The organism is Pseudomonas veronii, from assembly GCF_002028325.1.
GTDB classification, from domain to species: domain Bacteria; phylum Pseudomonadota; class Gammaproteobacteria; order Pseudomonadales; family Pseudomonadaceae; genus Aquipseudomonas; species Aquipseudomonas veronii.
On the sequence record NZ_CP018420.1, the window covers coordinates 1082502 to 1103197 of the forward strand.

Sequence of the window (20696 nt, forward strand, 5' to 3'; positions counted from 1 at the left end):
CGGCTAGGGTAAGTAGAGGAAATACCAGGGTGCGGCCCGAGTAATGGGCTCGGCCGAAATATAACCCTGTAAATAGACCGGCGATTATACGCACAAGTCACTTGGGAGACTGCGATGCTGGAAACCGCGCTGTACGATTGTCCTTATTGTGGTGAAGTGGTGGAGACAACCGTGGATTTATCCGGCGGCGACCAGACCTATATAGAAGACTGTCAGGTATGTTGCCGACCGATCATTTTCAACCTGCAGGTCCATGGTGAAGAGTGGATGCTCGAAACTCGCAGCGAAAACGAATAACAGGTACGCCCATGCAGCGAATCTACGAACCGGAAAACCTGATGGAAGGCGAGCTGCTGCAGCAGATGCTCGCCAGCGAAGGGATCGAGGCGCATTTGGTGGGACGCCATTTGCTCGGCGGTAGCGGCGAGTTGCCGATTTTCGGGCTGCTGGGGCTAGAGGTGGACAACGACCAGGCAGCCTGCGCGCGGGAGCTGATCACCGCGTATAACGGTGCGCAACCGTTGCCTGGCGATGAACCCGACAGCTTCCCCGACGTGTTGGTCTGTTAGGCTGTCGGTCGGTTTACCCAAGAGTCGTGTTGCCCCATGTGTGGACGTTATGCCCTGTTTCGCTGGAACCCCACGTTTGCTGCCTTGCCGGGCTTTCCGGCGGATCAGCAGGCCCAGTGGAATATTTCTCCCAATGATTCGGTGCTGATCCAGCGCGCCACCGACGGCCAGCGCACCCTGGCCCGCGCCCGCTGGGGCCTGACACCGCCTTGGCTGACGGACCTTTCCCGTACCCCGGCGCATGCCCGCGCCGAAACCCTGGCTGAGCAACCGATGTTCCGCGAAGCGTTTCGCCAGCGTCGCTGCCTGTTGCCGGCCAACGGGTTCTACGAATGGCGCGGCACCCAGCGCAAGCGGCCGTACTGGTTGACGCCAGGGGAAGGTTCGACGCTGTTTTTTGCGGCCATCTGGGAAGCGTATCCGGTGCAGGAGCAAGTGTGGCTGAGCACCGCGGTGGTGACCCAGGCGGCGCAGAGTCAGCGGCGGCCGTTGATTCTGGATGTGGCGGGGCAGGAAGCCTGGCTGAACCCCGAGACGCCGCTGCCGGTGTTGCAGGGACTGTTGGCCAGCGAGCCGGTCGCCTTGCGTGAACGGGTGCTGGCCAACATGGTCAACGATCCCAAGCTGAATGGGCCGGAGTGCCTGACTCCGGCTTGAGCCAGAAAATCCGCCACCGTTGTGGGATGTATCCGAAATTTAGCGTCTGCACGTCTGATGTATCTGGCGTCGATACAAATCACCGCCTAGGATACGCGCCATGTTTTCAGGGCGTCTTTTCAGGGAGAGTGTGTTGATGAAGAAATCATTGGCCGTAAGTGTATTGGCGGCAGCAGTGCTGCTGGCCGGGTGTCAGTCCGTCAACACCACCAGCGGCGGTGCCGTTGGGGTGGAGCGCAAGCAGTACATGTTCAGCATGCTGTCGAGCCAGGAAGTCGACCAGATGTATGCGCAGTCCTACCAGCAGACTTTGGGTGAAGCCAGCGGTAAAGGCCTGGTGGACAAGACCAGCGCCAACGCCAAGCGCGTGCAGGCCATCGCCAACCGCCTGATCGCCCAGGCGCCGACCTTCCGTCCGGATGCGGCGCAGTGGAAGTGGGAAGTGAACCTGATCAAGAGCGATGAGATGAACGCCAACTGCGGGCCGGGCGGCAAGATCTTCGTGTACAGCGGGCTGATCGATAACCTCAAGCTCAGCGATGACGAGCTGGCGGCGGTGATGGGCCATGAAATCGCCCACGCCTTGCGCGAACATGGCCGTGAAGCCATGTCCAAGGCCTACGGCATCGAGATGGCCAAGCAGGGCGCCGGCGCGTTGCTTGGTCTCGGCCAGGACAGCATGGCGCTGGCCGATACCGTGGCCAACTACGGCATGACCTTGCCCAACAGCCGCAGCAATGAAAACGAAGCGGACCTGATCGGCCTGGAGCTGGCGGCCCGCGCCGGTTACAACCCGAACGCCGCCATCACGTTGTGGAACAAGATGGCCAAGGCTTCGGAAGGCGCGCCTCCGGAGTTCATGAGCACTCACCCGGCCTCCGACAGTCGGATCGCCTCGTTGCAGGCGGCGATTCCGAAGGTGATGCCGTTGTATCAGCAGGCCAAGAAGTCCTGATAATCCAAGCCTCATGAAGATCCCAATGTGGAAGGGGGCAAGCCCCTCCCACATTGGATTGGGTTTGCAGGCTTGGATCCTTAGATCCAACCGCTGCTTTGCATGGCCTTGTACACCGCCACGATCGCCAGGACAAAAAACGCCGTAGCCGCCAGTCGACGAATCAAGGTCAACGGCAATTTCTCCGCGGCAAAATTCCCCGCCAGAACCACCGGTACGTTGGCAATCAACATGCCCAGGGTGGTGCCGATAACCACCAGCCACAGCTCAGGGTATTGCGCCGCCAGCATTACCGTGGCGATCTGCGTCTTGTCGCCGATTTCGGCGAGGAAGAACGCAATCAGGGTGGTCAGGAACGGCCCGAACTTGCGCGTGGTGCTGGCTTCGTCATCGTCGAGTTTGTCCGGCACCAGGGTCCACAGCGCCGTGGCGCAGAAACTCGCGGCGAGAATCCAGTGCAGCACCGCATCCGAGAAGAAACTGCCGAACCAGGCACCTACGGCACCCGCAGCGGCATGGTTCGCCAGGGTTGCGGCGATGATGCCGGCGATGATCGGCCAGGGTTTGCGAAAGCGTGCGGCAAGGATGAGCGCGAGCAGTTGGGTCTTGTCGCCGATTTCGGCCAAGGCAACGATTGCGGTAGGGACGAGCAGTGAATCCAGCATCAGGTAGGTTTCCAGGGGCGGGTCGACACGGCTATGACACGTACAGCCTTCCCGCCCCGGGTAAGGTGTGCGTGTCATAGGTCTTGTCAAACCCCGGTCCGTCTGAGCGGACTCCTGGGTCGCATACGCCATGGTCTGCTGACCAAGTATGTTGACGTATGCCGGACGAGCGTGGCGCTCGTGGGAGACTACTCCCCTAGGACGGAGCGGATTCTGCCTAGGCAAAATCCATTCGGCAAGTGTTCTTTTGCAAACGCCGATCAGCCGCGCTTGGCGCGATAGATGCGAAAACCATTGCCTTCGGCCTTGACCGCACACACGCCCAAGTGCTCTTCGATCAGCGGCTGGTACTTCAGGAAGCTGTTGGCAACCAGTCGGAGTTCGCCGCCTTTTGCCAGGTGTTTCGCGGCTTTTCGCAGCAAGTTCTCCGTGGCGAAGTAATCGGTGTGTACCCCGACATGGAACGGCGGGTTGCTCAAGATCGCGTTCAAGCCCATTGGCGCGGCATCGATGCCGTCTGCGGTCAGCACGTCGGCTTCCAGACCGTTGGCCGCCAGGGTCAGGCGGCTGCTGGCGGTGGCGAAGGCGTCCACATCCAGCATCGTCACCGTATTGTGCGGGTAGCGACGTTTGACCGCCGCGCCCAACACACCGGCGCCGCAACCGAAGTCCAGCAGGTGGCCGCTGGGCAGTTTGTCCAAATGCTCCAGCAACAACTCGGTGCCACGATCCAGGCGACCATGGCTGAACACGCCCGGCAGGCTCACCACTTTCAGCGGGCCTTCGGCCAGCGGCACTTCGAAAACCTGCGCCAGGCTCTCCAGCTCTACCGCTTGCGGCGCGTTGGCCACGGTGACCTGCCACAACTGGCAGTGCCGTGCGTTATCGAGTTTGCGCGGCTTGCCGAAGGGGATCATCTGTTTGGCGGCGCTTTCGATCCCGCCTTTTTTCTCCCCCACCAGAAACAGCTCGGCACCGGGCAGGCGTGCGGCCACGGCGTTGAGCAGATAGTCGGTGAGGTCCTTGGACTTGGGCAGGAAGATCACTGCCGCATCAAACGTGCGCTGCGGCACATTCACGCCGAACTGGCTGCGCTCGGGGAAACGTGCGTCGAGCGCAGCCTGGTCACCGGCATGCCAGCACCAGCCATGGGCGTTGGGCAGGCGGCCGAGCAAATCGTCGGCAGGCAACCCCACCAGCAGCAGGTTGCCTTGAAAAAGTTCGGCCTGACGAAGCAGTACTTCACTGCGCGGATCCATGGTCTGCTCCTTGAAAAGGGGCGCAGTTTATCAACTGACGACGCGCAGCGGGGCGCCGCTGAAAAAGCCGCGGGCGTTTTCCGCCAGTTGGCCGACAATCCGCTGCCGCGCTTCGCGACTGCCCCAGGCGTTGTGGGGCGTGACGATCAAGCGCGGGATATCGTCGGCCAGCAACGGGTTGCCATGCACCGGGGGTTCGACGCTCAGCACATCGGTCGCCGCGCCGCCCAGGTGGCCATTGCGCAAGGCGTCGGCCAGGGCCTGTTCGTTGATCAGGCCACCGCGCGCGGTGTTGACGATAAACGCGCCGGGCTTGAGCAACGCCAGCTCGCGAGCGCCGATCAAGTCGCGGGTGTGTTCGTTGAGCGGGCAGTGCAGCGTCAACGCGTCGACCTGCGCCAGCAGTTCATCCAGCGGCATGCGGTCGGCGCGGGCAGGGCGCCCGGGAATGGCGCCGAGTATGACGCGCATGCCAAAGGCCTCGGCCAGCCGTGCGACGGCGCTGCCCAGTTCGCCATGCCCGAGCAAACCGAGGGTTTTGCCCTCCAGCTCGACGATCGGGTGGTCCAGCAGGCAGAACTGCTTGGCGGCTTGCCATTTGCCCGCGCTGACATCCCGTTGATAGTCCTTCAGCCGCGTCGCCAGGTTGAGCAGCAGCATGATCGTATGCTGCGCCACCGACGGCGTGCCGTAGCCCTGGCAGTTACTGACGGTGACACCATGGGCGCGGGCGGCTTCAAGGTCGACGTTATTGGTGCCCGTGGCCGACACCAGGATCAGTTTGAGTTCGGGGCAGGCGGCCAGGGTTTCGCTGTTGAGCGCAATCTTGTTGCTGATAGCGACCTGGGCGCCTTGCAGGCGTTCGACCACATTCTGCGGGGTGGTCTGCTCAAACAACTGCAGCTCGCTGAAACAGTTGTGCAGCTCACTGAGATCGAGATCCCCCAGGTCGAGGGATGGGTGATCGAGGAAGACGGCGCGGCGATTGTTCGTCATCAACTGTACCTTTTGTGACAGGGTTCGAAGGCGTAATCTGCCGAGCCTATCAGATGAAATAATCCGTTACTTAATGGAGTGAGTATGTACGTCGCCGAGTTTTTGACCGTGGCCTTGATTCACCTGCTGGCAGTGGCCAGTCCCGGTCCGGATTTCGCGGTGGTGGTGCGCGAAAGTGTCACCCACGGCCGCCGCGCCGGGACCTGGACCGCATTGGGCGTGGGTTCGGCGATTTTCCTGCACGTGGGGTACTCGTTACTCGGCATCGGTTTGATCGTGTCCCAGTCCATCGTGCTGTTCAACGCGCTGAAATGGGCGGCGGCGGCCTACCTGCTGTACATCGGCTTCAAGGCCCTGCGCGCGCAGCCGGCCAAGCCAGCCGCCGAGGGTGAACTGCACCGCGAAGTCGGCGAACGCACCCCACGCGGGGCGTTTACCGCAGGCTTTGTGACTAACGGTTTGAACCCCAAGGCCACGTTGTTCTTCCTGTCGCTGTTTACCGTGGTGATCAACCCGCACACACCGCTGGCGGTGCAGGCGGGTTATGGCGTGTACCTGGCGGTAGCGACGGCGGCGTGGTTCTGCCTGGTGGCGATGTTGTTCAGCCAGCAGCGGGTGCGTGCAGGGTTTGCGCGGATGGGGCATTGGTTCGATCGGACGATGGGGGCGGTGTTGATTGCCATCGGCGTAAAACTGGCGTTCACCAGTATGAAATAAATGATCTTCTCTCATTGAGGACAGTCCAAATGTGGGAGGGTGCAAGACCCTCCCACATTTGATCGCTATCGGCTTTGAGTGGTGGCGCAAAGCTAGCATCCAGCAGTCCCTACAAATCATTCCTTTGGCTGATTTGGTCGGCACCTAACGTCTCTACAGTGCAGGTCTTCAAGCCGAGACCGTGCAGTCATAAAAAGGGATTCGTATGTTGCAGACCCGTGTTATCCCGCCCGCCGAAGGTGCGTACCAATATCCGCTGTTGATCAAACGCCTGCTCATGTCCGGGGCCCGTTATGAGAAGACCCGGGAAATCATCTATCGCGACAAGCTGCGCTACACCTATCCAACCCTGATCGAGCGGGTCGCGCGCCTGGCCAATGTGCTCACCGAAGCCGGGGTCAAGGCCGGTGATACCGTTGCCGTGATGGACTGGGACAGCCACCGTTACCTGGAATGCATGTTCGCCATCCCGATGATCGGCGCGGTGATTCATACCATCAACGTGCGCCTGTCGCCGGAACAGATTCTCTACACCATGAACCACGCCGAGGACCGCTTTGTGCTGGTCAACAGCGAGTTCGTGGGGCTCTACCAGGCGATTGCCGGGCAGCTCACCACCGTCGACAAAACCTTGTTGCTGACCGATGCGGCCGAGAAAACCGCTGAACTGCCGAACCTGGTGGGGGAGTACGAAACCCTGCTGGCCGCCGCCAGCCCGAAATACGATTTCGAGGATTTCGACGAAAATTCCGTCGCCACCACCTTCTATACCACCGGCACCACCGGTAACCCCAAGGGTGTGTACTTCACCCATCGCCAATTGGTGCTGCACACCATCGGCGTGGCGACCATCATGGGCAGTGTCGACAGCGTGCGCTTGCTGGGCACCAACGACGTGTACATGCCGATCACGCCGATGTTCCACGTGCATGCCTGGGGCCTGCCGTATGTGGCCACCATGCTGGGCCTGAAACAGGTCTACCCCGGGCGTTACGATCCGGAATACCTGGTGGAGCTGTGGCGCAAGGAGAAGGTCACCTTTTCCCACTGTGTGCCGACCATCCTGCAAATGGTGCTCAACGCCAAGGCCGCCCAGGGCGTGGACTTTGGCGGCTGGAAAATCGTCATCGGCGGCAGCGCCCTCAATCGCACGCTGTATGAAGCGGCCAAGGCGCGTGGGATTCAACTGACCGCCGCGTATGGCATGTCCGAGACCGGGCCGTTGGTGTCCTGCGCCCATCTCAACGATGAGCTGATGGCCGGCACCGAGGACGAGCGCACCACTTACCGCATCAAGGCCGGTGTGCCCGGGCCGTTGGTGGAAGCGGCGATCATCGACAGCGACGGGCATTTCCTGCCCGCCGATGGCGAGTCCCAGGGCGAACTGGTGCTACGCGCGCCGTGGCTGACCGAGGGTTACTACAACGAGCCGCAAAAGGGCGCCGAGCTGTGGGAAGGCGGCTGGATGCACACCGGCGACGTGGCGACCCTCGACGCGTTTGGGGTGATCGATATCCGCGACCGCATCAAGGACGTGATCAAGACCGGCGGCGAATGGATCTCGTCCCTGGCTCTGGAAGACCTGGTCAGCCGCCACCCGGCGGTACGCGAAGTAGCGGTGGTGGGCATCGCCGATCCGCAGTGGGGCGAGCGCCCGTTTGCGTTGCTGGTGGTGCGTGATGGCCATGTGATAGGCGCCCGTGAGCTCAAGGAGCACCTCAAGCCGTTCGTGGAGTTGGGCCACTTGAGCAAGTGGGCGATTCCAAACCAGATCGCCATTGTTACTGAAATTCCCAAGACCAGTGTCGGCAAGCTCGACAAAAAACGTATCCGCGTCGACATCATTGAGTGGCAGGCCAACAACAGTACGTTCCTCTCTACCCTTTGATACCTTTCGCCGTGCCCGTTCGGGCACGGCAATGCTCTATCTCGCGGCTTCACTTGTGATTTGCCGATTTTCAGCCATCCTTGCCGCGTCGGCCTTCGTCGACGTGGCAAAAGGGCTGTGGCAGACGGGTCGGTGATGCAAATCACACTTTAGAGGGATCAAGCGGTACCCCCTGCTGGCTATAGTCCCTCTCAGAGTTTTTCAAGGATGTTGCGCTTCGAGCCATGGGGGCTCGGTTGCCGGGCGGCATTGGAATCGTTGTATTCCGGCCGTTACATGCATCACCGAAAGAACTCACTGCCATAACAATAATGCACATGGAGTAGCGTCGATGACCTCAGTAAATCAGTTCTGGCGCCGGGCAAGATTGCCCCTGGCCGTCAGTCTCGCTTCTACGCTCGCCGGGCCGGCATTCGGCGTCAGTTTCAATATCGGTGAAATCGAAGGGAATTTTGACTCCTCTCTTTCCGTGGGGGCGAGTTGGTCGACAGCCAAGGCCAACCGCGATCTGATCGGCGTCAACAATGGCGGCAAGGGCTTGTCCCAGACCTCCGATGACGGCCATTTGAACTTCAAGCGCGGCGAGACGTTCTCGAAAATCTTCAAGGGCATCCATGACCTGGAACTGAAATACGGCGACACCGGTGTGTTTGTACGCGGCAAATATTGGTATGACTTTGAACTCAAGGACGAAAATCGTGAGTTCAAGGACATCAGTGACAAAGGCCGTCCTATGGGCGCCCGGTCTTCCGGCGGGGAAATTCTCGACGCCTTCATTTATCACAACTACTCGATTGCCGATGAGCCCGGTTCCGCGCGTTTCGGTAAGCAGGTTGTAAGTTGGGGCGAAAGTACCTTCATCGGCGGCGGCATCAACTCCATCAACCCGATTGACGTAGCGGCGTTCCGTCGCCCGGGTGCCGAGATCAAGGAAGGCCTGATTCCGGTCAACATGTTCTATGTGTCGCAGACACTGACCGAAAACCTGTCGGCGGAAGGCTTCTATCAGTTGGATTGGGAGAAGACCGTCACCGATAACTGCGGGACATTTTTCTCCCAGGCGGACGTCATTACAGGCGGCTGCAATGACAACCTGCGGTTGCTCAGCAAGCGCTCTGTGATAACCGCAGCCGGTGGTTTGCCGCTGATGAATCAGTTTGGCGTCAACATCAACGAAGAAGGTGTGCTGGTCAAGCGCGGCTCTGATCGCGACGCGCGTGATGGCGGGCAGTTCGGTGTAGCCATGCACTATAACTTCGAGCCGCTGGACACTGAGTTCGGCGCTTACTTCATGAACTACCACAGCCGTGCGCCGATTTTCAGCGCCAAGGGCGCATCGGCTGCGACTTACGCTGCGGCTAACGCATTGACGTTCACGCCAGCCAGTAGTCTGCGTCCACTCATCGTGGCCGGTAACTCCAGCTACTTCGTCGAATATCCAGAAGACATTCGCTTGTACGGTTTGAGCTTCTCGACAACCTTGCCTACCGGCACAGCGTGGAGCGGCGAGATCAGCTACCGGCCGAACGCGCCGGTTCAGCTCAACACCACCGACATCTTGTACGCGGGCGTTACGCCGTTGACAGGCTTGAACGGTGCTTCCCCGCTCAAGGGTGCCGCCGGTCAGGATCTGAATGGCTATCGCCGCAAGGAAATCACCCAGCTCCAGACCACCTTTACGCACTTCTTTGATCAGGTCATGGGCGCCAGCCGGCTGACACTGGTGGGCGAAGTGGGGCTGACCCACGTCGGCGGCCTGGAAAGCAGCTCGAAAGCGCGCTACGGGCGTGATCCGGTATTTGGTCCTGGGGAAGGCCCACTGTGTGCGACGCTCAACGCGGGAACCATTGCCGGTGCGGGCGCAGGTACAGACCGCAGTAACCTGACGGCCAACTGCAACAATGACGGCTTTACCACCGCCAACTCCTGGGGCTATCGCGGCCGGGCAATCTGGGAATACCCGGACGTGTTCGCGGGTGTGAACCTCAAGCCCAACGTGGCCTGGTCCCATGACGTCAGCGGTTATTCGCCAGGCCCTGGCGGCAACTTCGAAGAAGGTCGCAAGGCTGTCAGTCTCGGCCTGGATGCTGAATACCAGAATACCTACACCGCGAGCTTGGCCTACACCAACTTCTTCGGCGGTAAGTATTCCACTGTGGACGACCGTGATTTCATCGCCCTCAGCGTCGGCGCCAACTTCTAAGCACACTGCATTTCAGGAAGAACCAGAACATGAAAATAACTAAAAGTCTGTTGCACGTCGGTGTGCTTGGGCTGTCGATCCTGGCGAGTAACGTCATGGCGGCGGTGTCGGCGGATGAGGCCGCCAAGCTGGGCACGACCCTGACCCCGATGGGTGCCGAAATGGCCGGTAACGCCGCAGGCACCATTCCCAAATGGTCGCCGTTGCCGACGAATGCCGGCGCCGTCGACGCCCGTGGTTTCCTGGCCAACCCTTATGCCAGCGAACAACCGCAATTCACCATCACCGCGCAAAACGTCGAGCAATACAAAGACAAGCTGGCGCCGGGGCAGTACGCGATGTTCAAGCGCTACCCGGAAACCTTCAAGATGCCGGTCTACCCGACCCATCGCGGCGCCACTGTACCGGCCGAGGTGTTCGCCTCGATCAAGAAGAACGCGACCAACACCAACCTGGTGTCCGGCGGTAACGGTCTGGAAAACTTCGAAACCGCCGTGCCGTTCCCGATTCCGAAAAGTGGCGTTGAAGTCATCTGGAACCACATCACCCGCTATCGCGGCGGCAGCGTGACCCGCCTGGTGACCCAGGCCACGCCGCAGACCAACGGTTCGTTCAGCCTGGTGTATTTCAAAGACCAGTTCGTGTTCCGCGACAAAATGAAGGACTTCGACCCGAAAAACCCCGGTAACGTGCTGTTCTACTTCAAGCAGCAAGTGACCGCGCCGGCACGTCTGGCCGGTGGTGTGCTGCTGGTCCACGAAACCCTCGACCAGGTGAAGGAACCGCGCTCGGCGTGGGTCTACAACGCCGGCCAGCGCCGTGTACGCCGGGCGCCGCAAGTGTCTTATGACGGGCCGGGTACCGCTGCCGACGGCCTGCGTACCTCCGACAACCTCGACATGTACAACGGTGCGCCGGACCGCTACGACTGGAAACTGGAAGGCAAGAAAGAAATCTACATCGCCTCCAACAGCTACAAGATCGACGATCCGAAACTCAAGTATGTCGACATCATCAAGGCCGGCCACATCAACCAGGACCTCGCACGCTACGAGTTGCGCCGCGTGTGGCATGTGGTCGCGACCCTGAAGGAAGGCCAGCGCCACATCTACGCCAAGCGTGACTTCTTCATCGACGAAGACACCTGGCAAGCGGCCGTGATCGACCACTACGACGGTCGCGGCCAACTGTGGCGCGTCGCCGAAGCCCATGCCGAGAACTACTACGACAAACAAGTGCCGTGGTACGCCCTGGAAACCCTCTACGACCTGCAGTCCGGCCGCTACCTGGCCCTGGGCATGAAGAACGAAGAGAAACAGGCGTATGACTTCGGCTTCACCGCCGGCATCAGCGACTTCAGCCCGGCGGCCCTGCGCCAGGACGGTGTTCGCTAAGCTGCACGCATAGCCAAATGTGGGAGGGGGCTTGCCCCCGATAGCGGTCTGACAGCCAAGAATTCTATTGGCTGCCCCAGCGCAATCGGGAGCAAGCCCCCTCTCACATTTCTTGTCGCAGTTCTTTTTCAGGCAAATGTTGCAAAGATCTACAAAACCGCCGCTTTTACCGCTAGTCTGCGGACATCTGCAATGCCGACAACAGCCTTCTACAAGAGCCCGGCGATGACTGATCTGTCCCGAATCCAGGGGCCTGCCAGCGCGGTGATCCCGACCCTGGAAGGTCGCTTCTACAGGCCTCCGCTGCCTGACGGCTATGTGCTGCGCCCGCGCCTGTGCGAACGGCTGAGCGCTGGCCTGGAAGGGCGATTGCTGCTGGTCTGCGCGCCGGCGGGGTTCGGCAAGAGTTCGCTGGCGGTCGAGTTCTGCCAGAGTCTGCCCGCCCATTGGCAAAGCCTTTGGCTGGGCCTGAGCCCACGGGATAACGACCCCGGGCGTTTCCTCGAGCGCCTGCTTGACGGCTTGCAGCAATACTTCCCGCAACTGGGTGCGCAATCCCTGGGCCTGCTGAAAATGCGTCAGCGTCATCAACCGTTTGCCTTCGAGGAATGGCTCGATGGCTTGCTCGATGAGCTGGCGCTGCAGTTGTCCACGCGTGCGCCTTTGTTGCTGGTGCTGGATGACTACCATTTGGCCCAGGGCCCGGTGCTTGACCGTTGCCTGCAGTTTTTCCTCAATCATTTGCCCGATGGCCTGCTGGTGTTGGTTACCAGTCGCCAGCGCCCGGACTGGCACCTGGCGCGCTTGCGCCTGTCTCGGCACCTGCTGGAGCTGCATGAGCAAGACCTGCGCCTGACCCACGCCGAATCCCTGGCGGTGTTGGATCGCCACAGCAGTTCGCTGCGCGGCGAGGCGCTGGATAACTTGATCCGGCGCAGTGAAGGCTGGGTCGCCGGCTTGCGTTTCTGGCTGTTGGCGGCCTCCGAAGCGGGGAATGAGGGCGCCTTGCCGCAGAGCCTGCACGGCGGCGAAGGCTTGATACGCGACTATTTGCTGGAAGAAGTGATTGATTGCCTGCCGGCGGAAGTCCAGGCATTCCTCTATGAAACCGCTTCGCAGGAACGCTTTTGCAGTGAACTGTGCGACGCCATACGCGATGCCCACGACAGCGCGGAAATCCTGCGTTACTTGCAGGCTCATCAGGTATTTCTGGTGCCGCTGGACGAGCAGGGGCACTGGTTCCGTTACCACCATTTGTTTTCCGACCTGCTGCGCACCCGGCGCGCGAGCAGCGCCGTGCTGCCGCCCGCCAGCCTGCACCTGCGCGCCTGTCGCTGGTTCAACGCCCAGGGGCTGATCGATGAAGCGGTCGAGCAGGCGCTGCGCGCCGGTCATCTGGATGTGGCGGCGAACCTGGTGCAGAACCTCTCCGAGGAGCAACTGCTGGCCGAGCAGAACGTCGGCATGCTCCTACGCTGGAAAATGGACCTGCCCGACAGCCTGCTGATCAGCACGCCCCGGTTGATCGTGCTGTACAGCTGGGCCTTGGGCCTGGCGTGCCAGCTGGATGCGGCGGAAGAACTGTCCGGCTATCTCAGCCGCTTCCTGCCGGCGCCATCGGCCACTGCGCAGAAGTCGATGCTGGCGCAGTGGCTGGCGCTGAGCGGGATCATCGCCCGAGGCCGAGGCGACCGCGAGCTGACCCAGCGCTATTGCAGCGAAGCCTTGGAAAGCCTGCCGCAGCGCCGTTATGGTCAGCGCCTGATGTGCCTGTCGACCCTCTCCAACCTGGCGATCGTCGATGCCGACCTGTGGCGCGCCCGTGGCTTGAACCGCGAATCCCTCGAATTGGCGCAGCGTGTCGGCAACCCCCTGTTCGAGGCCCTGGCCCATTACGACCGCGCGCGGGTCCTGCAGGCGCGCGGCGAAATCCTGCGCTCGCTGGATGAAGTACACCAGGGCCTGCAACGCTTGCACGACCTTTCGCCCCAACGGTTGTACGCCGTGCGCGCCCGATTAGCGCTTTACGAAGGCTACCTGCTGCTCGCGCGTTGTCAGCCTGAAGCCGGCCTGGTCCGCCTGCGCGCCGGCCTGGCCGAAGCCCGCGCCTGCCGGGATATCAGCGTGCTGATCGGGCATTGCGTGATTGCCAACTTCGAAGGGCGCCGCGGCGACTTCCCCAAAGCCTTCGCCGAACTGGCCGAGGCCGAACGTCTGATGCACATCTGGGATGTGCCGCCGATTTACTACCTGGCAATGATCACCCTGATCAAATGCGAGCTCTGGTTGGCCCAGGGGCGTACCGACCTGGCCGACGCCTGGCTGACCCGCCTGGGGCAAACCTACAACGGCGCACACGCGGCGGCGGCCCCGGAGTTTCATCCGCACCTACCGCAGCATATCGAGCTGCAGCAAGCCGCGTTGGACGCGATCCGCCATCAACCGGCGGCGGCCCTGCAGCGCCTCGAAGACCTGGCGCAACACGCTCATGGCAGCGGCCGCCAGATGATTGCCCTGATGGCGCTGACCCAGCAGGCGCAGTTGCTGCTGGAGAGCGGCCAGGAGGCCAAGGCGCGCGAGGTGTTGGTTCGCGCCCTGGAAGCCGGAGCCGGGGGCGCGCTGCAACCCTTCCAGCGCCTGCTTGAAGGGTATCCCGACTGGATGCGCGATCAACTCGGCCAAGACCCCCATGGTTTATTGAACCAGAGCCTGTTGGCGCTGCTGCCGGCCGTTGCTGTCAGCGAGCCGGCGCCCAACCATGAAACCCTGAGCGCCCGCGAGCTGGCGGTGCTGCAACTGATCGCCCAGGGTTGTTCGAACCAGGAGATCAGTAACCGCCTCTTCATCTCCCTGCACACGGTCAAGACCCACGCGAGCCATATCAACAGCAAGCTCGGCGTGGAGCGGCGCACCCAGGCGGTCGCACGGGCGCAGGAGCTGCGGTTGATTGGTTAAAGCCTGAGTCCGCTGGCGAGCTTGCTTGCGTTGAGGTGCGACGCCGCTCCAGTCTGGTTTAATAGTGCAATTATTCTGGCGACAGTCGCCCGGAAACCCTATGCCGTTTGCACGAGAGGACCGTTCATGGACACCGCAAAGCCGACCCTTATCCGCGAAACCTTCCCCGTCGGCCCGTTGCAGTGCAACTGCACCATCATCGGCGACCCCATCAGTAAACAAGCCATCGTGGTCGACCCCGGCGGCAATCACGAGCTGATCCTGGCGCGGCTCGAGGCGCTGGGCCTCAAGGTGGTGAGCATCATTCACACCCATGCTCACCTGGATCACTTCCTGGCGTCCGGCCAGTTGAAGGAGAAGACCGGCGCGACCCTGCATTTGCACAAGGCCGACCAGTTCCTCTGGGATAACCTGGAGATGCAGTGCCAGACGTTTGGCGTGCCGTATACGCCGGTGCCGTCGCCGGACCGTTGGCTGGCCGACGATGAAGAGCTGGCTTGCGGTTGCGGCGTCGCATTGCATACGCCGGGGCACACGCCGGGGTCGATGAGTTTCTGGTTTGCCGATGCCAAGCTGCTGATCGCCGGGGATACGTTGTTTCGCCGGGGCGTAGGCCGCACGGATTTGTGGGGCGGGGACCAAGCGGCGATTGTGCGCTCGATCAAGCAGCGCCTGTATACGCTGGATGAGGCGGCGACGGTGGTGACCGGTCACGGGCCGGAGACGCGACTCGGTGACGAGATGCGCGAGAACCCCTTTGTGCGCGCATGATTGCAACGTAGGCGGTCAAGCTCTGTAGCAAAAAACTCAGCGTGTGTTCAGCGTGCGTCTGCTACGGTTTGTGCCGCGACGATAGTCCTGCGTTTTTTGTTACAGGTTAAGATACGTCCACGGAATTTTTACCGTTTGTCGCGTTCAAAACCCGGCAAAGATCCATTGTCCATATCCTCTGCACCCAGAGTGCAAAAGTAGGAGCTTCTCCATGTTCACTCCGCGTCGTCTGCTCGTTGTCGCTACTGCCGTAGCCATGTTATCTGGCTGTGCTTCACCCAATCCGTATGACGGTAGCAGCCAGGGACAGGCGAGTAATGAATCCGGTGGCATGAGCAAGACCGTCAAGTACGGCGGCCTCGGCGCTCTGGCCGGTGCGTTGGCCGGTGCAGCCATCGACCATAACAACCGTGGCAAGGGCGCACTGATCGGTGCCGTCGTCGCGGGTGCAGGCGCTGCGGGTTATGGCTACTACGCCGACCAGCAGGAAAAGAAACTGCGCGAAAGCATGGCCAATACCGGGGTTGAAGTTCAGCGCCAGGGCGATCAGATCAAGTTGATCATGCCGGGCAACATCACCTTCGCCACCAACTCGGACGCGATCTCCAGCAGCTTCTATACGCCGCTGAACAACCTGGCCAACTCGCTCAAGCAGTTCAGCCAGAACACCATCCAGATCGTGGGTTACACCGATAGCACCGGCAGCCGCCAGTTGAACATGGACCTGTCCCGGCGTCGTGCGCAGAGCGTGGCCAACTATCTGACCTCCCAAGGCGTCAGCGCTGCCAACCTGAGCGCTCGTGGTGCCGGTCCGGATAATCCGATTGCCAGCAATGCCGACGTCAACGGTCGCGCGCAGAACCGTCGTGTAGAAGTGAACCTGGGCCCAATCCCAGGCCAGCAGTATGGCCAGCCGGCCGCCCAGCAACAGGCGCCGCAGCAGAACAACCAGTTCCAGGGCAACCCGTACTCGCAGTACCAGTAATCTGCAGCCAATAAAAAGGGCGCCGTGCAATCAATGCACGGCGCCCTTTTTTGTGGCCGTCGGTTACATCAATCGATGTACTCGAACACCTTCACGATCTTCTGTACGCCGGACACGCCCTGTACCAAGTTCGCCGCACGGGTCGCTTCCGCCTGGGTCAGCAGGCCCATCAGGTAAACGATGCCGTTGTCGGTGACGACTTTGATGCGTGAACCGGGAATGGCGTTGTCGGTCAGCATCTGCGCCTTGATCTTGGTGGTCAGCAGCGCATCGTTGCTGATGGCCAGCAGGGTGATCGGGTCCATTACCTGCAATTCGTTGTGGACCTTCTTGACCCGCTGCACGGCCGAGGCGGCTTGTTCGGCCTGAGCCTTGAGTTCGGCACGTGGCGTTTGGCCGGCGAGCAGCACCACGCCGTTGAAGCTGGTCACGACGATGCGCGACGCGCCATTGCCCAGGTCCGTAGCGGCCTTGGCGACGTTGACCTCGACCTTGGTTTCGATCAGCGAGTCGTCAATCTTGCTGCCGAAGGTGCGGGTGCCCTTGTCGTCCTGGATGGGGGTGTCACGTGTCGCGGTGATTGCCGTGCTGCAGCCGCTGATGCCGAGGCACAGCGCAATCGCCAATAGGCTGAGGCGTTTAACGGTCATTCTTCACTCCCGAACAGTTGGCTGTCGATCAGATCGCACAGGCAGTGGATCGTCAGCAGGTGGACTTCCTGAATACGTGCGGTGACATTGGCCGGGACGCGAATCTCCACGTCTTCGGGCAGCAACAGCGAGGCCATGCCGCCGCCGTCGCGGCCAGTCAATGCTACGACAATCATTTCGCGATCATGTGCGGCCTGGATCGCCTGAATAATATTCGCCGAGTTGCCGCTGGTGGAAATCGCCAGCAGCACGTCACCCGGTTGCCCCAGGGCGCGGATCTGTTTGGAGAAGATTTCGTTGTAGCTGTAGTCGTTGGCGATCGAGGTGATCGTCGACGAATCGGTGGTCAAGGCAATGGCCGGCAAGCTCGGACGCTCGCGCTCGAAGCGGTTGAGCAACTCGGACGAGAAATGCTGGGCATCGCCGGCCGAGCCGCCGTTGCCGCACGAAAGCATTTTGCCCTCGTTGAGCAAGGCATTGACCATGACCTGACTGGCTTGCTCGATGTGCGGTGCAAGTACGTCCATCGCCTGTTGCTTGGTGTCGATGCTGGCCTGGAAAAGCTGGCGAATTCGGGATTGCATGTCCATCTGTGTGACCTTAAGTAGCGCGGCTATTTGGCACAGGAATGTGCAGCCCGCAAAGCAAAGAGCAAAAGTATGTGGTGAAGATGTCCGGCGAATCAGCTGTCGAAGGCATCTTTGAGCCAGTTCAAATCAGCTTTGCCAGACGGTGTGCTTTCAATGGCAACCACATCGAAACGGCAGGGGGAGTCAGCCCAGCGATGCTCCTTGAGCAGGAAAAACTGCGCGGCGAGTATCAGCTTCTGACGCTTGCGCCCGTCGATACTGGCGAGCGCGCCACCCCATTGTGCGTGTTTTCTGTAGCGGACTTCGACGAATACTACTGTATCGCCGTCAAGCATGACCAGATCAAGCTCGCCGCGTTTACACAACCAGTTCTGCGCCAGAAGGCGCAGACCCTGTTGTCGAAGATACTCAAGCGCTTGAAGTTCGGCATCCTTGCCGCTTTGTGCGCTGGACCGCTCGGGCATCAGCGTGGGGTATCGGGCAGACGCTGGACCTCGCCGCCGACGAACTTCGCCCACGGCATCTGGCGGTCAACGCGCTGGTGCGTGCTGATGCCCAGGTTGCCCGAGAGGCCGTCAATGCGCGTATCCGGCAATGCCTTGAGTTGGCCTACGCGTGGCGCCAGGCGGTAGGCATCGACGCCCATCGCGTACAGGCGGCCAAGGCTGCCATTGGCTTGCGGCCACTGTGCAGCGACCTGGTTGCGCAGCGGGTCGGTGGTGTTGAGCAGCCAAGGGGTTTCGCAGAACATCACGTTGGTCATGTCCAGGTACTGGTTCTTGTCGCCGCTGGCGCTGAACACGTGAGACGTCGCATACACCGGCACGTCGCCAGCGTACTGGAAGTTCAGGGTCGGCTTGATCTGCTGGGCCAGTTGCGGGGTGACGGCCAGGAAGATGAACTCGATATCCTGGCGACGCGAAGGTTGTGCGGCGACGTCGGTGCCGACGGCGCTTTGCAGGCTCTTGGCACGGCCTTCACTTTTACGCAGTTGGAACAGATCGGCAATCTGCTGGGCGAGGGCGACCGGCTGGTCGACGTACTCGACGCCGACAACGGTGCCGCCGTTGGCTTCCCAGTCCTGGCGGAAGGCCTTGTAGACACGCTCACCCCATTCGCCACGGGGCACCATCGCAGCGGCGCGGTGCAGGCCGTCGGCACGGGCGCGGCGCGAGACTTCGCGAGCTTCGTCTTCAGCCGCCAGGCCGAACTGGAACAACTGCGCCGGGTTTTGATCGGTCTCGCTGTAGTTCAACGCCAGGGTGGTAATCGGCAATTGCGGGCGCGCGCTGAGCTGTTTGACCAGCGGCTTTTCCAGCGGCCCGACGACCAATTGCACGCCGGCAGCCTTGGCCTTGGCGTAGAAGTCGTCGAGGGAGGTCAGGCGCGAGCTGTCATAGAACTCGATGACCGGCGGCTTCTGCCCGGCTTGTTCAGCCTGGTAATGCGCGGCCATGAAGCCTTCGCGCAGGGCCTTGGCCACGTTGGCCAGTGGACCCTCCTGCGGCAGCAGCAGGGCGATCTTGTTCAGCGGCTGGCTCGCCAGTTCCTTGAGTTTGGTCAGCGGCGTCGGCAGTTGCACGGCGGCCGGATGGCCCGGGTTCTGCGCGCGCCAGGTGTCAATGGCGGCTTGCTGTTGCTCCAGCGTGCCGGCGCCCTTGACCGCCTGGGCCAGGGTGATCCAGCCGTCGAGCGTCGGGTTGCCGCTGGCTTGCAGCTGTTCGGCCGGCAGCGCGGCAATCAGCGCCCAGATGGCTTCATGGTTGCTCTTGGCGGCGTCGCCGGTCAGCAGTGGCGCCATGGTCACACGCTCGCGAGCGGCGGCCAGGGTCTGGCCGTCGGCTTCATAGGCGCGTGCATGTACGGTGCCGGTGCGGACCTGCTGTTCGGCCGGCAGCTCCTTCAGGTTCTGCAGGCTGGGGTGGTTCAACGCCGCCAGCGCGGCCTTGGGCTGGTTACGCGTCATGGCCAGTTCGGCGGCCAGGGTGTTGGCGAACACCTGCGCAGCGGGCTTGAGAACATCCAGCGGCACCTGCGCAAGAATCTGCGACGAGCGGCCAGCGTTGTTCTGGTGGTAGGCCATGTCGGCCGCGCTCAGGCGCAGCAACGCAGCTTTTTCGGGCGTGTTGGCGGTAGTCGCCTGTTCGAGCAGTTGCTCGATACTGGCATCCGGGGTCCGTGGCAGGTCGCCAAGGCGGGACGAGGGCGAGCTGGCACAGGCGCCCAGCAAGGCAGCGAGGCAGAGGGCGGAGAGCAGCCGCAGGCAAGGGATCATGTAAGTGTTCCTGATACCGATCAAATTAGCGTGGAATTGTACCCAAGCACTGGCCCAGGCGCGATGTTACTGGCGTGAAACCGTGAATTTAGGTGGTGCAAATGTTGCGTTTGGGTGGCTAGGGCCGACCGACGGCTGAAACGGCATCCATCTCGATGGCATATTTCCGCGGCGTCGACGCGCTACAATGTGGCTTTTGCCAACCATCGAGGTGTGCGTTTTGACTGCTCCAGGTCCTTTGAATTCCACTGCAGGCTCGCTTTTTGTCGTGGCGACGCCCATTGGCAACCTGGACGACATCAGCGCCCGGGCGCTTAAAGTGTTGCGCGACGTTAAATTGATCGCTGCGGAAGACACTCGGCACTCCCAGCGCTTGATGCAGCATTTCGGCATCAGTACGCCATTGGCGGCCTGCCACGAACATAACGAGCGCGAAGAAGGCAGCCGTTTTATCACGCGCCTGCTGGCCGGTGACGATGTGGCGCTGATTTCCGATGCCGGTACCCCGCTGATTTCCGATCCCGGTTACCACCTGGTCCGTCAGGCGCGTGCCGCGGGTATCAATGTAGTGCCGGTTCCGGGCGCATGCGCTTTGATTGCGGCGTTATCCGCCGCGGGGTTGCCGTCGGATCGTTTCATCTTCGAAGGTTTCCTGCCGGCCAAGGCGGTGGGGCGTCGCGCACGTCTTCAGGCGCTTAAGGAAGAACCGCGCACGCTGATCTTCTATGAAGCCCCGCATCGTATCCTCGAATGCCTGCAGGACATGGAGCTGGTGTTCGGTGGCGAGCGCCTGGCGCTGCTGGCCCGCGAGCTGACCAAGACCTTCGAGACGCTCAAGGGGCTGCCGCTGGAAGAACTGCGCGCGTTTGTCGAAGGTGACAGCAATCAGCAGCGTGGCGAGTGCGTGGTGCTGGTGGCGGGTTGGACGGCGCCGGAAAATGAAGACGCCGTCGGTGGCGAAGCCATGCGCGTTCTGGATCTGCTGCTCAAGGAGATGCCCCTTAAGCGAGCGGCGGCGCTGGCAGCGGAAATCACCGGAGTGCGTAAAAATGTGTTGTATCAGGCCGCGCTGGATAAACAGAAAGCCGAATAGTTCCGGGGTTAAACCGGTATTCCGTCTGAACGTGATGGCATTGCTGCACTTTTAATACTTGTCCTAACTCCGTC

General features: G+C 61.3%; 19 protein-coding genes and 1 riboswitch. Of the genes, 12 read left to right on the forward strand and 7 right to left on the reverse strand.

Annotated features, from left to right (window positions below):
* Positions 1 to 114 precede the first annotated feature (114 nt).
* From PverR02_RS04965 to PverR02_RS04980, 4 genes are all read left to right on the forward strand, one after another.
* Positions 115 to 297 carry a CPXCG motif-containing cysteine-rich protein gene (locus PverR02_RS04965; RefSeq protein ID WP_017845955.1) on the forward strand — a complete coding sequence of 61 codons (183 nt, stop codon included), beginning with the start codon at positions 115 to 117 and terminating at the stop codon, positions 295 to 297.
* An 11-nt stretch (positions 298 to 308) separates the two neighbouring features.
* Complete coding sequence (locus tag PverR02_RS04970) at positions 309 to 569, forward strand: putative signal transducing protein (protein WP_017845954.1); 261 nt, start codon at positions 309 to 311, stop codon at positions 567 to 569.
* 36 nt (positions 570 to 605) lie between these two features.
* Entirely contained in the window at positions 606 to 1226 is a 621-nt protein-coding gene (locus PverR02_RS04975; RefSeq protein WP_046384665.1) for an SOS response-associated peptidase, read from the forward strand.
* 136 nt (positions 1227 to 1362) lie between these two features.
* A complete protein-coding gene (locus PverR02_RS04980; protein WP_017845952.1) occupies positions 1363 to 2181 on the forward strand; it encodes a M48 family metallopeptidase in 819 nt (272 codons plus the stop codon).
* 80 nt (positions 2182 to 2261) lie between these two features.
* Here the strand turns inward: PverR02_RS04980 and PverR02_RS04985 are convergent, their stop codons facing one another.
* The 3 genes from PverR02_RS04985 to PverR02_RS04995 all read right to left on the reverse strand — a co-directional run bounded on the left by PverR02_RS04985 (position 2262) and on the right by PverR02_RS04995 (position 5101).
* A complete protein-coding gene (locus tag PverR02_RS04985) occupies positions 2262 to 2846 on the reverse strand; it encodes a TMEM165/GDT1 family protein (RefSeq protein WP_017845951.1) in 585 nt (194 codons plus the stop codon).
* A gap of 88 nt (positions 2847 to 2934) precedes the next feature.
* Positions 2935 to 3056, reverse strand: a riboswitch (yybP-ykoY riboswitch).
* 50 nt (positions 3057 to 3106) lie between these two features.
* A complete protein-coding gene (locus PverR02_RS04990) occupies positions 3107 to 4105 on the reverse strand; it encodes a class I SAM-dependent methyltransferase (RefSeq protein ID WP_017845950.1) in 999 nt (332 codons plus the stop codon).
* Between the two features lie 30 nt (positions 4106 to 4135).
* Entirely contained in the window at positions 4136 to 5101 is a 966-nt protein-coding gene (locus PverR02_RS04995; RefSeq protein WP_017845949.1) for a 2-hydroxyacid dehydrogenase, read from the reverse strand.
* An 84-nt stretch (positions 5102 to 5185) separates the two neighbouring features.
* Between PverR02_RS04995 and PverR02_RS05000 the strand changes: the two genes are divergently transcribed.
* From PverR02_RS05000 to PverR02_RS05030, 7 genes are all read left to right on the forward strand, one after another.
* Positions 5186 to 5818: a LysE family translocator gene (locus PverR02_RS05000; RefSeq protein WP_017845948.1), complete on the forward strand. Its 633-nt coding sequence runs from the start codon at positions 5186 to 5188 to the stop codon at positions 5816 to 5818.
* 205 nt (positions 5819 to 6023) lie between these two features.
* Positions 6024 to 7706, forward strand: coding sequence for a fatty acid--CoA ligase (locus PverR02_RS05005; protein ID WP_017845945.1), 1683 nt, complete (start codon positions 6024 to 6026; stop codon positions 7704 to 7706).
* 331 nt (positions 7707 to 8037) lie between these two features.
* Positions 8038 to 9909 carry a DUF1302 domain-containing protein gene (locus PverR02_RS05010; RefSeq protein WP_079442872.1) on the forward strand — a complete coding sequence of 624 codons (1872 nt, stop codon included), beginning with the start codon at positions 8038 to 8040 and terminating at the stop codon, positions 9907 to 9909.
* Between the two features lie 29 nt (positions 9910 to 9938).
* Positions 9939 to 11303 (forward strand): DUF1329 domain-containing protein, encoded by a 1365-nt coding sequence (locus PverR02_RS05015; protein ID WP_079442873.1) that lies wholly within the window; start codon positions 9939 to 9941, stop codon positions 11301 to 11303.
* Between the two features lie 225 nt (positions 11304 to 11528).
* Complete coding sequence (locus tag PverR02_RS05020) at positions 11529 to 14258, forward strand: LuxR C-terminal-related transcriptional regulator (protein ID WP_057004263.1); 2730 nt, start codon at positions 11529 to 11531, stop codon at positions 14256 to 14258.
* A gap of 126 nt (positions 14259 to 14384) precedes the next feature.
* Positions 14385 to 15029 (forward strand): MBL fold metallo-hydrolase, encoded by a 645-nt coding sequence (locus PverR02_RS05025; RefSeq protein WP_079442874.1) that lies wholly within the window; start codon positions 14385 to 14387, stop codon positions 15027 to 15029.
* A gap of 211 nt (positions 15030 to 15240) precedes the next feature.
* Positions 15241 to 16014, forward strand: a complete 774-nt coding sequence (locus tag PverR02_RS05030; RefSeq protein WP_079442875.1) for an OmpA family protein — start codon at positions 15241 to 15243, stop codon at positions 16012 to 16014.
* Between the two features lie 68 nt (positions 16015 to 16082).
* Here the strand turns inward: PverR02_RS05030 and PverR02_RS05035 are convergent, their stop codons facing one another.
* The 4 genes from PverR02_RS05035 to PverR02_RS05050 all read right to left on the reverse strand — a co-directional run bounded on the left by PverR02_RS05035 (position 16083) and on the right by PverR02_RS05050 (position 19529).
* Entirely contained in the window at positions 16083 to 16664 is a 582-nt protein-coding gene (locus PverR02_RS05035) for a BON domain-containing protein (protein WP_017845939.1), read from the reverse strand.
* Complete coding sequence (locus PverR02_RS05040; protein ID WP_003171862.1) at positions 16661 to 17254, reverse strand: phosphoheptose isomerase; 594 nt, start codon at positions 17252 to 17254, stop codon at positions 16661 to 16663. Before PverR02_RS05040 ends, PverR02_RS05035 begins: the two co-directional genes overlap by 4 nt.
* Before the next feature lie 92 nt (positions 17255 to 17346).
* Positions 17347 to 17718: a YraN family protein gene (locus PverR02_RS05045; RefSeq protein ID WP_017845938.1), complete on the reverse strand. Its 372-nt coding sequence runs from the start codon at positions 17716 to 17718 to the stop codon at positions 17347 to 17349.
* Positions 17718 to 19529 (reverse strand): penicillin-binding protein activator, encoded by a 1812-nt coding sequence (locus PverR02_RS05050; protein ID WP_079442876.1) that lies wholly within the window; start codon positions 19527 to 19529, stop codon positions 17718 to 17720. Before PverR02_RS05050 ends, PverR02_RS05045 begins: the two co-directional genes overlap by 1 nt.
* A 187-nt stretch (positions 19530 to 19716) precedes the next feature.
* On the opposite strand from PverR02_RS05050, the gene rsmI reads away from it, so the two are divergent.
* Positions 19717 to 20622: a 16S rRNA (cytidine(1402)-2'-O)-methyltransferase gene (gene rsmI, locus PverR02_RS05055; protein ID WP_162231502.1), complete on the forward strand. Its 906-nt coding sequence runs from the start codon at positions 19717 to 19719 to the stop codon at positions 20620 to 20622.
* The last annotated feature ends 74 nt before the right edge of the window (positions 20623 to 20696 follow it).

Coding starts and splice junctions, on each gene's coding strand:
- PverR02_RS04965 (WP_017845955.1), top strand. CDS start 115: ATGCTGGAAACCGCGCTGTACGATTGTCCTTATTGTGGTGAAGTGGTG.
- PverR02_RS04970 (WP_017845954.1), top strand. CDS start 309: ATGCAGCGAATCTACGAACCGGAAAACCTGATGGAAGGCGAGCTGCTG.
- PverR02_RS04975 (WP_046384665.1), top strand. CDS start 606: ATGTGTGGACGTTATGCCCTGTTTCGCTGGAACCCCACGTTTGCTGCC.
- PverR02_RS04980 (WP_017845952.1), top strand. CDS start 1,363: ATGAAGAAATCATTGGCCGTAAGTGTATTGGCGGCAGCAGTGCTGCTG.
- PverR02_RS04985 (WP_017845951.1), bottom strand. CDS start 2,846: ATGCTGGATTCACTGCTCGTCCCTACCGCAATCGTTGCCTTGGCCGAA.
- PverR02_RS04990 (WP_017845950.1), bottom strand. CDS start 4,105: ATGGATCCGCGCAGTGAAGTACTGCTTCGTCAGGCCGAACTTTTTCAA.
- PverR02_RS04995 (WP_017845949.1), bottom strand. CDS start 5,101: ATGACGAACAATCGCCGCGCCGTCTTCCTCGATCACCCATCCCTCGAC.
- PverR02_RS05000 (WP_017845948.1), top strand. CDS start 5,186: ATGTACGTCGCCGAGTTTTTGACCGTGGCCTTGATTCACCTGCTGGCA.
- PverR02_RS05005 (WP_017845945.1), top strand. CDS start 6,024: ATGTTGCAGACCCGTGTTATCCCGCCCGCCGAAGGTGCGTACCAATAT.
- PverR02_RS05010 (WP_079442872.1), top strand. CDS start 8,038: ATGACCTCAGTAAATCAGTTCTGGCGCCGGGCAAGATTGCCCCTGGCC.
- PverR02_RS05015 (WP_079442873.1), top strand. CDS start 9,939: ATGAAAATAACTAAAAGTCTGTTGCACGTCGGTGTGCTTGGGCTGTCG.
- PverR02_RS05020 (WP_057004263.1), top strand. CDS start 11,529: ATGACTGATCTGTCCCGAATCCAGGGGCCTGCCAGCGCGGTGATCCCG.
- PverR02_RS05025 (WP_079442874.1), top strand. CDS start 14,385: ATGGACACCGCAAAGCCGACCCTTATCCGCGAAACCTTCCCCGTCGGC.
- PverR02_RS05030 (WP_079442875.1), top strand. CDS start 15,241: ATGTTCACTCCGCGTCGTCTGCTCGTTGTCGCTACTGCCGTAGCCATG.
- PverR02_RS05035 (WP_017845939.1), bottom strand. CDS start 16,664: ATGACCGTTAAACGCCTCAGCCTATTGGCGATTGCGCTGTGCCTCGGC.
- PverR02_RS05040 (WP_003171862.1), bottom strand. CDS start 17,254: ATGGACATGCAATCCCGAATTCGCCAGCTTTTCCAGGCCAGCATCGAC.
- PverR02_RS05045 (WP_017845938.1), bottom strand. CDS start 17,718: ATGCCCGAGCGGTCCAGCGCACAAAGCGGCAAGGATGCCGAACTTCAA.
- PverR02_RS05050 (WP_079442876.1), bottom strand. CDS start 19,529: ATGATCCCTTGCCTGCGGCTGCTCTCCGCCCTCTGCCTCGCTGCCTTG.
- rsmI (WP_162231502.1), top strand. CDS start 19,717: ATGTGGCTTTTGCCAACCATCGAGGTGTGCGTTTTGACTGCTCCAGGT.